This is a genomic window from Amycolatopsis dongchuanensis (genome assembly GCF_039542405.1).
Taxonomy (GTDB): domain Bacteria; phylum Actinomycetota; class Actinomycetes; order Mycobacteriales; family Pseudonocardiaceae; genus Amycolatopsis_E; species Amycolatopsis_E sacchari.
In genome coordinates, this window is sequence record NZ_BAABIB010000152.1 from 58,733 (window position 1) to 71,879 (window position 13,147).

Below are 13,147 nucleotides of genomic sequence, written 5' to 3' on the forward strand. Positions count from 1 at the left end.
AACCCCGCGAGCAGGCGAGCACGTCCGGGTCTCATGTCAGGGATTTCCCTTTTCACGGAAAACGCGGGGCCGGCCCGCGCCAATTCGTGCCGGCCCCGCGCTCATTCCGTCGGTGGGTTCGGAATCAGACCAGCCAGCCCACGAAGTGGACCAGCCCGGCGACGACGTGGGTGAGAACGTCGTGGCAGTAGTGGAAGTGCGCTCCGAACGCGTGCATGGAAAAGCTCCTCAACTGTTTTTCGAATGTGCCCTTGCTTTCGAAAGCGAGGAGGAGATTTCCACCCGTGCGGGCCCGCTGTCAACGCGCCCCCGCGCCGGGGGAAAGCGGCCGCCGTTCGGCGCTGAAAGCCTCACAGGTTAAACGTGTAACACGTTCGGGTTTTGTGCCGGGGGTCCCCCGTACGGGGTGCTGCACGGTTGGTAGCCCCACCCGAAACGGTGACGTGCGGTAATGGCGATCTTGATGCGGCAAGCCGGGATGGATGTCTCCCGAACGGGTGAAGGTCAAGGCACGCCCCGTGATTTCGCTACTTTCATGCGAACGGGTGAAGGGCGCCGGGGGTCTGGCGCCCTTCACCCGCTGTGCTCGCGCCTACTCCGCCCTGGCGAACGAGAGGGTCTCGCCCTCCACCCCGCGCAGCCACAGGTCCTGCGCGGCGGCCGCCATTTCCGGCAGGCCCTCGACGATCGTGGCGAACACGTTTCCGGGCACCCAGCCGGCGTCGCCGTTGATGAGCAGGTTGTTCCGCCCGTAGAAGATGGCCAGATCCGTCGCACCGCGGTCGCTGTGCGCTTCGCTGGAATCCTCGTAACCGTAGGCCGGATTGCCGATTTCCCACGCCTCGAAGCCGAAATACACCACGTCGCCCGGAATGGGGGTGATGGTCGGGTTCTCCCGCCCCGGTTTCGGGTCCGCGAACGGCGGGACCAGCGTGTACACCTCGTTCCGCGCGTATTTCGCGTGGTAGGCCGAACCGCTCTGCGGCAGCGCGTTCCACACCGCTTCGCACGTGCGCGGGGCCTCCCGGTCGAGCAGCACCGCGCGGCAGGACACCCCGCGCTTGTCGAGGGTGATGGTGATGTAGCGGGCCACGTCTCTCCTCTACTTGGTCACGGCCGCGACGGTCTCGCCCCAGATGCCGAGCGCCTCGTCGATCTGCTCGGCGCTCACCACCAGCGGCGGGATCATCCGGACGACGTTGGAGTACGCGCCGCACGTCAGCAGCAGCAGTCCGCGCCGGGCGGCCTCCTGCTGCGCGGCCTGCGCGGTCGCGGTGTCGGGCTTGCCGTCGGCGGTGGTGAACTCGGAGCCCACCAGCAGGCCGAGCCCGCGCACCTCGCCGATGCCCGGCGTCTTGTCGCCGACCAGCCGCGCGCCTTCGAGCAGCTGCCGCCCGCGGGCCGCCGCGTTCGCGACCAGGCCCTCCTCCTCGATGACGTCCAGCGTCGCCAGCGCGGCTGCGCACGACACCGCGTTGCCGCCGTAGGTGCCGCCTTGCGAACCGGGGAACGCCTTGGCCATCAGCTCCTTGGACGTCGCGATGCCGGACAGCGGGAAACCGCTGGCCAGGCCCTTCGCGATCGTCACCACGTCCGGCCGCACGCCGAAGTGGTCGTGTCCCCAGAACTTCCCGGTGCGCCCGAAACCGGTCTGGATCTCGTCGAGGACCAGCAGGATGCCGTGCTCGTCCGCGCGTGCCCGCAGGCCCTGCATGAACGCCGTGTTCGCGGGGACGTAACCGCCCTCGCCGAGCACCGGCTCGACGAAGAAGGCCGCGGTCTCGTTCGGCGCGCTCACGGTCGCGAACAGGTAATCCAGTTCCCGCAGGCAGAACTCCGTCGCGGTCTGCTCGTCCCAGCCGTAGTGGTAGGCGTAGGGGAACGGAGCGACGTGCACGCCGCCCATGAGCGGGGAGATCCCGGCGCTGAAGCGCGTACCCGAGGTGGTCATCGTCGCCGCCGCGACGGTCCGGCCGTGGAAGCCGCCCTGGAACACGATCACGTTGGGGCGGCCGGTCGCCTGCCGGGACAGCCGGAGCGCGGCTTCGACCGCCTCGCTGCCGGAGTTGGCGAAGAACAGCGAGTCCAGGCCGGCGGGCAGCACGTCCCCGAGCCGCTCGGTCAGCTTGAGCAGCGGCTGGTGCATGACCGTCGTGTACTGCCCGTGGATCAGCTTGCCGACCTGCTCCTGCGCCGCCGCGACGACCTTCGGGTGGCAGTGGCCGGTGCTGGTGACGCCGATCCCGGCCGTGAAGTCCAGGTGGCGCCTGCCGTCCACGTCGTAGAGGTAGACCCCTTCACCCCGGTCGACGACGACGGGCGTGGCTTGTTTGAGCAGGGGGGACAGCTGAGCCATGTCGGCACTCCTCGACCGGGTTGTAGATTGTTGACAATATGCATAGCATGGCCGGTGAACTGGTGCAATCCACACGGAGGCGGATGTGAGCGAGACCAGCGTGGTCGAGGGCGTGCACAAGGAGCTGTTCGTCGGCGGGAAGTGGGTGCCCGCGACCGGCGGCCGCACGTTCGCCGTCGAGGACCCGGCCACCGGCGAGGTGCTGTGCGAGGTCGCCGACGCGACGCCCCAGGACGGGCTGGCCGCGCTCGACGCGGCGGTCGCCGCGCAGGCCGACTGGGCGCGCACCGCCCCGCGCGAGCGCAGCGAGATCCTGCGCCGCGCCTACGAACTGCTGCTCGCCCGCACCGACGAGCTCGGCCTGCTCATGACGCTCGAGATGGGCAAGCCGCTGGCCGAGGCGAAGGGCGAAATCGCTTACGCCGCCGAGTTCTTCCGCTGGTTCTCCGAGGAGGCCGTGCGCATCGACGGCGGCTACCAGGTCGCGCCCAACGGCGCCGGCCGCTTCCTCGTCACCAAGCAGCCGGTCGGCCCGACGCTGCTGATCACGCCGTGGAACTTCCCGATGGCGATGGGCGGGCGCAAGATCGGCCCGGCGATCGCGGCGGGCTGCACGATGGTGATCAAGCCGGCCGAGCAGACCCCGCTGTCGATGCTCGCGCTCGCGGCGATCCTCACCGAGGCCGGGCTGCCCGCGGGCGTGCTCAACGTGGTCACGACCACCGACCCCGGCGGAGTCATGGAGCCGCTGATCCGCGACGGCCGGGCCCGCAAGCTGTCCTTCACCGGCTCCACCGCGGTGGGCCGGAAGCTGCTGGAGCAGTGCGCCGACAAGGTGCTGCGCACGTCGATGGAGCTGGGTGGCAACGCGCCGTTCCTGGTGTTCGACGACGCCGATCTCGACGCGGCGGTGGACGGCGCGATGCAGGCGAAGATGCGCAACATCGGCGAGGCCTGCACCGCCGCCAACCGCTTCTACGTGCAGCGCGGGGTCGCCGACGAGTTCGCCCGCCGCCTCACCGAGCGCATGTCCGCGCTGCCGATGGGGCGCGGCACCGAGCCCGGCGTCGTCGTCGGCCCGCTGATCGACTCCGACGCCGTGCGCAAGGTCAGCGAGCTGGTGCAGGACGCGACCGACCGGGGTGCGCGGGTGCTCACCGGCGGCGCCACCGTTGACGGGCCCGGCAACTTCTACCAGGCGACCGTGCTCACCGGCGTGCCCCGCGACGCGCGCATGGCCACCGAGGAGATCTTCGGCCCGGTGGCGCCGATCACGGTGTTCGACACCGAGGACGAAGCGGTCGCCGCCGCCAACGACACCGAGTACGGTCTGGTGAGCTACGTGTTCACCAACGACCTCAAGCGCGCGCTGCGGGTCTCGGAAAACCTGGAGGCCGGGATGATCGGGCTCAACCAGGGCATCGTGTCCAACCCGGCGGCGCCGTTCGGCGGCGTCAAGCAGTCGGGGCTCGGCCGCGAGGGCGGCGCCGTCGGCATCGACGAGTTCCTGGAGATCAAGTACGTGGCGGTCGCTCTGTGAGCTCCTACCGCATCGCGAGCATCCCCGGTGACGGCATCGGCGTGGACGTCCAGGCCGAGGCCCGCAAGGTGCTCGACCGCGCGGCGAAGCGGTTCGGGTTCACGCTGGAGTGGACCGAGTTCGACTGGAGCTGCGAGCGTTACGCCGAGACCGGCCGGATGATGCCGGAGGACGGGATCGAGCAGCTGTCCGGGTTCGACCAGATCCTGCTCGGTGCCGTGGGTTTTCCCGGCGTGCCGGACCACGTTTCGCTGTGGGGCCTGCTCATCCCGGTGCGGCGCGCGTTCTCGCAGTACGTGAACCTGCGTCCGGTGCGGTTGCTGCCGGGCACCACGTCGGTGCTGAAGGACCGCACGGCCGACGAGCTGGAGATGGTGATCGTCCGGGAGAACTCCGAGGGCGAGTACTCCGAGCTGGGCGGCCGCCAGAACCGCGGGCTGCCCGGCGAGTTCGCGCTGCAGGAGTCGGTGTTCACGCGCGTGGGCGTGGAGCGGATCATCCGCTACGCGTTCGAGCTGGCGCAGACCCGCACCGGGCGCGTCGTCTCGGCCACCAAGTCCAACGGGATCATCCACACGATGCCGTTCTGGGACGAGATCTTCGCCGAGGTCGCCGCCGACTTCCCGACCGTCCACAGTGAACAGTGCCACATCGATGCGCTGGCCGCCCGCATGGTGCAGCAGCCGGAGCGGATCGACGTGGTGGTGGCCTCGAACCTGTTCGGTGACATCCTGAGCGACCTCGCGGCCGCGGTCACCGGCGGGCTGGGCATGGCGCCGTCGGGCAACATCAACCCGGAGCGCGAGCACCCGTCGATGTTCGAGGCCGTGCACGGCAGCGCGCCCGACATCGCGGGCAAGGGCATCGCCAACCCCGTCGCGCAGATCCTCGCGGGCACGATGATGCTGGAGCACCTCGGCGAGGCCGAGGCGGCGCGCGCGGTGTACGCGGCGGTCGAGCAGGTGCTCGCGACGGGCGAGGTCGCGACGCCCGATCTCGGCGGCAAGGCCACCACGGCGGAGCTGGGCGACGCGGTCGCCGACTCGGTCGAGGCATAAACCCGGGCCGGACTGGGCACCTCCTTCCACGGGAGAGGGAGGTGCCGATGCGGCTGCTGGGTGTACGGGTGCCGGGACCGCTGTCCACGATGGGCGCGGTCGCCGGCGTGGTCCGCGACGTGCTGGGTGGACGGCAGCGGCGGCAGGTGTGGTCGTGCCCGGGGCGGCTGCACATCGAGGCGCACGGCGTGCACGGGGCGGGCGGCGAACGCGTCGCCCGCCGCATCGAGCGTGAGCTGGAGAAGTACGAGGGCGTGCACTGGGCGCGGGTCAACGCGCCCTCCTCCCGCGTGATCATCGCCGTCGGCGATCCCGCGCCCGCGACCGAGGAGCTCGTGCGGGCCGTCGAGCGCGCCGAGGCCGAACCGGAAACCGAGGAGGAACAGGCCGCCGAGGACGAACTGCACCACCCCGCCGACGGCATCCGCGGCACGCGCCTGCTGCCCACCCTCGCCGCGAACGCCGTGGGGCTCGGGCTGTCGGCGATCACCCGGGTCGCGCCGTGGGCGCCGCTGCCCGCCGAGGTCGCCGCGCTGCCGAGCGTCTTCGACCTGCACCCGAAGCTCCGGGAGCTGGCGGCGAAACGCGCGGGAAGCGGGGAACGTGCCGACTCGGCGACGTCGATCGCCGGCGCCCTCGCACACGGTCTCGCCGCCGGGGGCGAGGGCACGCTGCTCGACACCGCGCAGCGCGTCGAGCAGTGGCGGGAGGCGAAGGCCTACTCGAAGGCCTGGTGTGCCGCCGAAAGCAAGCTGATCACCGGACCGGAGGACGCGGCCGCCGATCCGGTCGTGGTCGAACGCCCGCGCCCGCTGCCCGACGGTCCCGCCGAGGACTACGAACGCAAGGCGCTGGCGGCCGGTGCGCTGGCCGCGGGCGTGATGCTGCCGTTCGGCCCGCGCCGCGCGCTCGGCATCGGGCTCGCGTCGCTGCCGAAAGCCGCGGAGGCGGGGCGCTCGGCGTTCGGCGCGCACCTCGGCCGGGTGCTCGCCCGGCACGGCACGCTCGTGATGGACCGCTCCGTGCTCCGGCGGCTCGACGTCATCGACACCGTCGTGGTCGACGAGGCCGCGCTCGAGACGGGCCGGATGGCGCCAAGTGAGCTGAAAACGCTTTCTGACAGCGAAGGTGTCGTAGACCGGATCTGGCAGCTGTTCGACCCCAAGCGCCCCAAGGAGGAGCGCAGCGCCGACGGCTGGCGGCTGACCCCGCTGGACCCGGATTCGGCCGAGGCCGGGGAACTGCTGCGGGGTGGCGCGGCCGCCGTGCTGGGCGTGTGGTGCGGGGACGAACTGCGTGCCGTGCTGGGGCTGAAACGCGAGACCCCGCCGGGCATCGCCACGCTCGTCGCCGCCGCACGCCGCGCCAACCTGCCGATCATCAGCGCGAACGGGGACGAACCGTCGTTCGACGCCGACCGCACGGTGCCCGGCGGCAACCGGCTCGTCGCGTCCGTGCGGGAGTTGCAGGGCGAAGGACGCGTCGTGCTGCTCGTGTCGGGCGACCGGCAGGCACTGGGTGCGTCGGACTGCGGGATCGGTGTGCACGGCGAGGGCGAGGCGCCGCCGTGGGGTGCGCACCTGCTGGTCGGCGACGACATCGCGGTGGCGGGCCTGGTGATCGAGGCGGTGTGCGTGGCGCGGGACATCGACCGCGACGGCATCCGCCTCGCCGCCGGGGCGAGCGGGGTCGGCGCGGTGAGCGCGCTGCAGCGGGGCCGGACGAGCCCGGCGAGCCGGAGCCTGCGCGCGGTGAACGTGGGCGCCGGGATCGCACTGGCCAACGCGCACCGGCGCGCGGGGCGGCTGCGGCCGCCCGTGCTCGACGCGGCCGTCGCGCCCTGGCACCTGATGCCGGCGGACGTCGTGCTGGAACGGCTCAAAACCGACCACAAAGGACTGTCCACAACGGAGTCGCGCAAGCGGATCGCGCCGGGCGGGGTGGCCGAACGCACCAGCTTCGCCAACGCCTTCCTCGCCGAGCTGTCGAACCCGCTGACCCCCGTGCTGCTCGGCGGCGCGGCGCTTTCCGCGTCCGTGGGTTCCCCGTCGGACGCGCTGCTGGTCGCCGGGATCACCGCGTTGTCCGCCGTCGTCGGCAGTGTGCAGCAGGTGCGCACCGAACGGCAGCTCGCCGACCTGCTGCGGCGGTCGGCGACCACGGCGACGGTGCTGCGGGACGGCGAGGAGCGCACCCTCAGCGCCGACGAACTCGTGCGGGGCGACATCGTGCTGCTCGACTCGGGGGATGTCGTTCCCGCCGACTGCCGGTTGCTGACCGCCGACGCGCTGGAGATGGACGAATCGTCGTTGACGGGCGAATCGCTGCCGATCGCCAAGGACTCGTCGCCCGTGGTCGCCGCGGACGTCGCCGAGCGCACGTCGATGCTGTACGAGGGCACGACGGTCGCCGCGGGCCGTGCGACGGCTGTCGTCGTCGCGACCGGGGACGACACCGAGGCGGGCCGCAGCATGGCGCTGGCACGCGAGAACGCGCCGACCACCGGCGTGGAGCACCGGCTGTCGGAGCTGACGCGCAAGAGCATGCCGGCCGCGCTGGGCTCGGCGGTCGCCGTCGCCGGTGCCGGGCTCGTGCGGGGAATTCCCTTGCGGGAGAGCATGTCCGCGGCCGTCAACCTCGCGGTCGCGTCCGTGCCGGAGGGGCTGCCGTTCCTGGTGAACGCGGCGCAGCTGGCCGCCGCCCGGCGCCTCGCCGAGCACAACGCGCTCGTGCGCAACCCCCGCAGCATCGAGGCACTGGGCCGCGTCGACGTGCTGTGCTTCGACAAGACCGGCACCCTGACCGAGGGCAAGCTGACCGTCAACGAGATCGACGACGGGCGCTCCCGGCGCCGCGTGGACGACCTGACCCCGGAGCTGCGGAAGGTGCTCGCCGTCGCGGTGCGAGCGACCCCGCACGCCGACGACCCGACCGAGCTGCCGCGCGCCACAGACCGAGCGGTGCTGGCGAGCGCGGAGCACGCGGAACTCGGCGAGTGGGAGCCGCTGGACTCGGTGCCGTTCGAGCCGTCCCGCGGGTACCACGCGGTGGCGGGGCGCGCCGACGGTCAGGTCGTGCTGAGCGTCAAGGGCGCACCGGAGGCGGTGCTGCCACGCTGCTCGCTCGACAAGGCGGCGCGGCGGAAGATGTCCAGCCGGATGCGGAAGCTCGCGCAGGCCGGGCAGCGCGTGCTGGCCGTGGCGGAACGCCCGCTCGAAACGTCCACAGTGGACGAGGACGCGGTGCGGGACCTGGAGTTCCGCGGTTTCGTCGGGATCGCGGACCCCGTGCGCGGCAGCGCGGCGGAAGCGGCGGCCCAGTTGCGGGCGGCGGGCGTGCAGATCGTGATGATCACCGGCGACCACCCCGACACCGGTGAGGCCATCGCGAACGAGGTCACCGAGGACGACGCCGACCTGCACGTCGTGACGGGGGCGCAGCTGGAGGAGCTGGACGAGGAGCAGCTCGCCGAGACGCTGCGCACCGTCGACGTCGTGGCGCGGTGCAGCCCGATGCAGAAGGTGCGCATCATCAAGGCGTACCAGCGGATCGGGCGCACGGTCGCGATGACGGGTGACGGGGCGAACGACGCCCCGGCGATCCGGCTCGCGGACGTCGGCATCGCACTCGGCGGTCACGGCACGCCCGCCGCGAAGGCCGCCGCCGACCTGGTGGTGACCGACGACCGGCTGGAAACGATCATCGCGGCGCTGGTCGAGGGCCGCGCGATGTGGGCTTCGGTGCGTGAGGCGCTGGCGATCCTGCTGGGCGGCAACCTGGGGGAGATCGCGTTCAGCGTGCTGGGTGCGGCCCTCACCGGCCGGTCCCCGCTCACCGCGCGGCAGCTGCTGCTGGTCAACCTGCTGACCGACCTGGCCCCCGCGCTCGCGATCGCGCTGCGCAGGCCGACCGGGGGCACCGAGCTGCTCAGCGAGGGGCCGGAAAGCTCGCTGGGCAAGGCATTGCAGCGGGACATCGGCGTCCGGGCCGGGGTGACGACCCTCGGCGCGACGACGGCGTGGACGCTGGCGCGCTTCACCGGCCGCGGCAGGCGGGCGAGCACGGTCGCGCTGGCGAGCCTCGTCGGGACGCAGCTGGGGCAGACGCTCGTGACCGGCGGTGTCGATGTGTCCACTTTGGCCGCCTCGCTGGGTTCGGCCGCGGCGCTGGCGCTGGTGATCCAGACGCCCGGGGTGAGCCGGTTCTTCGGCTGCACCCCGCTGGGCCCGGTCGGCTGGACGATCGCACTGGGCTCCGCCACGTCGGCGACGCTGCTCGGCACGCTTTTCGACCGTCGCGCGGAGGCCGTGGAAGAGGAGTAGCTCGGGCTCTCGGGGCAGGCCCCGGCGCGTGCCGGGCGGCGCCGCTCGGCACGCTTTTCGATCGCCACGCGGAGGCCGCGGAAGGGGAGTAGCCGAATTCCCCGTCGCGGGTTCGGAAATGAACGGCGCCACTCATTAGCGTGACCGCGAATGGCGTGGTCCGGAAACGGGTGGTTTGCTGTGCCGCGTCGTGTTCCGATAGCCCGCTTCAGGGAGTGCACATGTTGAAAAAGATTCCTGTCGTCCTCGCTCTCGCCGCGTTGTTCTCGTTCGGTGGAGCGGCCGCCGCGTCGGCGGCGACCAATGATGAGCACCCCAAGCCCACCTTCGCGACCGCCTTCACGAACTTCATCAACGGTGGCGGGGCGGCCGGCGAAGGGGCGGCCGCACTGGTCGCCAGCGCCACCACCGGGATCGTGACCGCCCCGGCGACGCTCGTCGATGCGATGAAGCAAGTCCGTCATTGACCTGTTCGCCAGGTGGAGCGGGCCGGAAAAGCGGTCCGCTCCACCTGGCGCCCGGCTGGAATGGAACGGGAAATGACTTCGACGCGGATTCCGGTGGACTTCCCGGACGAGGAGATGCGGAACCAGCCTGATATCGCGGCCGCGATCGCCCGGTTCCGTTGTTCGTCCACTCGCGGGTTGTTGGGCGGCCGCGGATTGACCACAACCTCCCTCGTCGCGATGGCGGACGGCCCGTTGCGCGTACTCCGCGAAGTCCGCGATCCGGTGCCCGCGTCACGGGTACCACGTGAAATCCTCGACGTGCTGCGGTCCGGGAAAGAGCCTTTGCTGGTTCGGTGTTCGGCACTGGTCGGTCCAGGCGAACGGGTCTGGTCGGTCAACCAGGTGGTGGCGCGTGCGGACGTGCCGGAGCCCGTGCGCCAGTGCCTGACCGGCGGCGCTCCCGTCGGCGCTGCGCTGCGCTCCGTGGGAATCGCGCACAGCCGCACGCTCATGGCGGTCGGTCGCAGGCCCTGGCCCCTCGGGTCCGGGTCGGCGGCGTTCCGCGCCTACGTGCTGTGGCACGCGGCGCGGCCGCTCGCGGTCGTGTGCGAGACGTTCAACCCCGAGGTGGTCGATGCCGCGTACGCCCGGTCGGAGGTCGCAGGATGACCCGGCGGATCTCCACCCAGGTGGGCATCATCGGCGCCGGACCGGCGGGACTCGTCGCGGCACACGTGTTGCTGCGCGCCGGAATCGACGTGTGCGTGGTCGAAAAGGCCACCCCCGACGAACTCGAGCGGCGGCCCAGGGCCGGGCTGCTCGAACACCGAGTGGTGCGGTACCTGCGCGAACACGGGCTGGCCGACCGGCTGACGACCGAGGGGAGCAGGCGCGGCTGGTGCGACTTCTCCTGTGCGGGCACACGGGTCCGGGTGGACTACGCGGCGCTGTCCGGCGGTGCCGCGCACTGGGTGTACCCGCAACAGTTCCTGGTCCGTGATCTGCTCACCGGACTGGAACCGCATTTCGCGAGCCCCGCGCTCGGCCTCCGCGATGTGGTCACCGCGCCGGTCGTCGAGTGCCCTGGCCTGGAGATCGCGTGCGAGTTCGTGCTCGCCTGTGACGGACCGCGAGGCGTCGGCGGAGCCGCCCTCACCGCGACGGGAGCCCGGCCGTCCGCCAGCCGCTACCCCTACGACTGGCTCACCGTTCTGGCCACAGTGGACAGTCCCGTGGCCGGGGTGACGTACGGGATCCATCCTCGCGGTTTCGCGGGGATGATGCCGCGGGCCGGACACACCGCGCGCCTCTACCTGCAGACGGCGGTGGGGGAACACCCGGAGTCGTGGAGCGAACGACGTGTCCGTACCGAGTTCGCGCACCGCATGGCCGACACCGCTTCGCTGCTGCCCTCGATCGAGAGCATCGACGAGGTCGGAATGCTGCGCATGCGCAGCAGTGTGCTCACGCCGGTGCGGCACGGCAGGCTGCTCGTCGCGGGCGATGCGGCACACGTCCTGACTCCCAGCGGTGCCAAGGGGATGAACCTCGCCATCGCCGACGCCGCCGACGCGGCGCACTCGCTGATCCGGTGGTTCCACGACGGGGACCGGACAGCGGTGACCGGGTACGCGGCGCGCCGGGAACGGGACGCCTGGCTGACCCAGGAGTTCTCCGACTGGCTGCTGCACCTGCTGCACGTGCCTCCGCACGACGCCACCGACCCGGATTTCCGGCTGCGGTTGAAACTCGAACGCGTCGCGAGCCTGTCCCGGCCGGGGCCGAGCGCCACGGCCTTCGCCCACCGCTACGCCGGATCCGGGCGGCATCCCGACGTCCGCGAGCCCCTGCGTGGCCAGTTGGTTGCGGGTGGTGCGGCATGGCGGTGAGGGAGCGGCTCGTCACGTTCTACGGATTTTCCCGGGGCACGCAGGCGCTGCTCAGCGTGGCCCAGCCCCTGACCGTGGCGCTCCTCGCGCCCGGTCATCCGCCGGTCTGGCGTTTCGTCGTGCTGGCGGTCGCGTCGCTGGCGGCGTTCGCGTCGGTCATCGCGCTCAACGACCTGCTCGACACCGGCCTCGACCGGCAACGCCGTGGCGAACTCGACCTGCCGGACATCGAAAGCGCGGGTGGCAGGCATCCGTTGGCGCAGGGGCGGTTGTCCCTGCGGGCCGGAGTGACGTGGGTGGCCGCGCTGGGCCTGCTGACCGTGGTGTTGCTCGCGTTGCTGGGCCGGGTGTGCGTGGTGTTGTTCTTCGTCGCCGCGGTGCTGGAGGTGGCCTACTGCCTGCTGGCCACCGCCACCTGCGGCAAGACCGTGGTCAGCGGGATCATGGTCGCGGGCGGTGGATGGGTGGGCTGGTTCGCGATGACGGGCGAGTTCGACCCGCTGCGGCTGGGTCTCGTCGCGTTGTGGCTGGCCGCTTGGGAAATCGGCGGGCGCAACATCCCGAACGACCTCGCCGACGTCGATGAGGACGCCCGGCTCGGCATCCGGACCGTGCCGGTGGTGTTCGGCGCCCGCACCGCTGCTGCGGTCGCCGCTGCCGCGCTGACGGTCGCCGCCGCGGCCGTTCTCGCGTTGCTGTGCTACGCCGAGGTCGGTCCACTGGGGATCGTCGGGGCGGTGCTCGCCTTGGGGTACACGGTGTTCGTGCCCGCGCGGCGGTTGCTCCGCCGTCCCGACGCGGCTGGTGCGTTGGCCGCGTTCAACCGGGCCAGCTTCCACCCGCCGGTGATCCTGCTCGTGACGGTGGTGTTCACGTCCGCGTGAGGGCGGTGGCCAGCTGGGCGGTCAGGGTCGGTACGACGTGGTTGGCGGAGTCCTTGTCTCCGTAGGTCCGGAAGTCGAGCATCATGGCGAACTCACCCCGGGCGGCATACACGTAGCAGTCCCGGTAGTTCAGCCCGGTGCTGTGCACGCAGTAGGCGACCTGGCGGTCCGCACCCGATATGGGCGGCAGTGCCAGCTTGCCGTCGAAGGCGTAGGGAACCTCGTCCTCGTCGGTGCCGGTCCGGCAGGTCAAGGACTGCTCGACCTCCTGGACGACCGTTGCTCCCGCGGTGCGGCTGTAGCGGGCCAGCACTTGGCGCACCTGGAGGCGCGGGTTGTTGTCGGTCAGGTACCAGATCGCCTGAGCGGCTCCCGCAATCCGCACGTCCGAAGGCAACGTGCGGTCGCAAGGCTTGCCGAGCGAGACCCGCGTCGTTTCGCTCGGCAGCAGAGGAGCGGCTGTGCCCGTCGGTTCCAGTCCGTAGCGCTCGGCCTCGTCCTCGCTCGGCAGCGCGGCGACCAGCCGCTGCTGATCGCTCACCTCCGGGGCGGGCGACAGGGGAGGCGGCGCAGCTACCGGCGCGGGCGACGAGGAGCACGCCGCGAGCAGACCCGCCGCGACCAGGAACAACCAGAGCTTGCGCACACA

At 71.6% G+C, this 13,147-nt stretch carries 10 protein-coding genes; 7 read left to right on the forward strand and 3 right to left on the reverse strand.

Features of this window, described 5'->3' with window-relative positions; all coding sequences use genetic code 11:
• Positions 1-592: 592 nt before the first annotated feature.
• Positions 593-1,093, reverse strand: coding sequence for a DUF3830 family protein (locus ABFX51_RS35635; RefSeq protein WP_091504778.1), 501 nt, complete (start codon positions 1,091-1,093; stop codon positions 593-595).
• Positions 1,094-1,102: 9 nt separating this feature from the next.
• The gene (locus ABFX51_RS35640; protein ID WP_346056404.1) at positions 1,103-2,356 is read right to left on the reverse strand and encodes an aspartate aminotransferase family protein; all 1,254 of its coding nucleotides are present in this window, start codon (positions 2,354-2,356) and stop codon (positions 1,103-1,105) included.
• A gap of 85 nt (positions 2,357-2,441) precedes the next feature.
• Between ABFX51_RS35640 and ABFX51_RS35645 the strand changes: the two genes are divergently transcribed.
• The 7 genes from ABFX51_RS35645 to ABFX51_RS35675 all read left to right on the forward strand — a co-directional run bounded on the left by ABFX51_RS35645 (position 2,442) and on the right by ABFX51_RS35675 (position 12,498).
• Entirely contained in the window at positions 2,442-3,896 is a 1,455-nt protein-coding gene (locus ABFX51_RS35645; RefSeq protein ID WP_346056405.1) for an NAD-dependent succinate-semialdehyde dehydrogenase, read from the forward strand.
• Complete coding sequence (locus ABFX51_RS35650) at positions 3,893-4,954, forward strand: tartrate dehydrogenase (protein WP_346056406.1); 1,062 nt, start codon at positions 3,893-3,895, stop codon at positions 4,952-4,954. Before ABFX51_RS35645 ends, ABFX51_RS35650 begins: the two co-directional genes overlap by 4 nt.
• Positions 4,955-5,001: 47 nt before the next feature.
• Entirely contained in the window at positions 5,002-9,276 is a 4,275-nt protein-coding gene (locus tag ABFX51_RS35655; RefSeq protein ID WP_346056407.1) for an HAD-IC family P-type ATPase, read from the forward strand.
• 221 nt (positions 9,277-9,497) lie between these two features.
• Entirely contained in the window at positions 9,498-9,743 is a 246-nt protein-coding gene (locus ABFX51_RS35660) for a hypothetical protein (RefSeq protein WP_091504774.1), read from the forward strand.
• Positions 9,744-9,815: 72 nt separating this feature from the next.
• Entirely contained in the window at positions 9,816-10,394 is a 579-nt protein-coding gene (locus tag ABFX51_RS35665) for a hypothetical protein (protein ID WP_346056408.1), read from the forward strand.
• Entirely contained in the window at positions 10,391-11,614 is a 1,224-nt protein-coding gene (locus ABFX51_RS35670) for an FAD-dependent monooxygenase (protein WP_346056409.1), read from the forward strand. Before ABFX51_RS35665 ends, ABFX51_RS35670 begins: the two co-directional genes overlap by 4 nt.
• On the forward strand, positions 11,605-12,498 hold the full coding sequence (locus ABFX51_RS35675; RefSeq protein WP_346056410.1) for a UbiA family prenyltransferase: 894 nt from the start codon (positions 11,605-11,607) through the stop codon (positions 12,496-12,498). The genes ABFX51_RS35670 and ABFX51_RS35675 overlap by 10 nt, the downstream gene beginning before the upstream one ends.
• On the opposite strand, the gene ABFX51_RS35680 is transcribed toward ABFX51_RS35675, so the two are convergent.
• Positions 12,485-13,144 carry a hypothetical protein gene (locus ABFX51_RS35680; protein WP_346056411.1) on the reverse strand — a complete coding sequence of 220 codons (660 nt, stop codon included), beginning with the start codon at positions 13,142-13,144 and terminating at the stop codon, positions 12,485-12,487. The genes ABFX51_RS35675 and ABFX51_RS35680 overlap by 14 nt on opposite strands.
• Positions 13,145-13,147 lie beyond the last annotated feature (3 nt).

Excerpts from the sequence above, each read along its gene's own strand:
- ABFX51_RS35670 (WP_346056409.1), top strand. The coding sequence starts at position 10,391 with ATGACCCGGCGGATCTCCACCCAGGTGGGCATCATCGGCGCCGGACCG.
- ABFX51_RS35655 (WP_346056407.1), top strand. The coding sequence starts at position 5,002 with ATGCGGCTGCTGGGTGTACGGGTGCCGGGACCGCTGTCCACGATGGGC.
- ABFX51_RS35675 (WP_346056410.1), top strand. The coding sequence starts at position 11,605 with ATGGCGGTGAGGGAGCGGCTCGTCACGTTCTACGGATTTTCCCGGGGC.
- ABFX51_RS35660 (WP_091504774.1), top strand. The coding sequence starts at position 9,498 with ATGTTGAAAAAGATTCCTGTCGTCCTCGCTCTCGCCGCGTTGTTCTCG.
- ABFX51_RS35640 (WP_346056404.1), bottom strand. The coding sequence starts at position 2,356 with ATGGCTCAGCTGTCCCCCCTGCTCAAACAAGCCACGCCCGTCGTCGTC.
- ABFX51_RS35665 (WP_346056408.1), top strand. The coding sequence starts at position 9,816 with ATGACTTCGACGCGGATTCCGGTGGACTTCCCGGACGAGGAGATGCGG.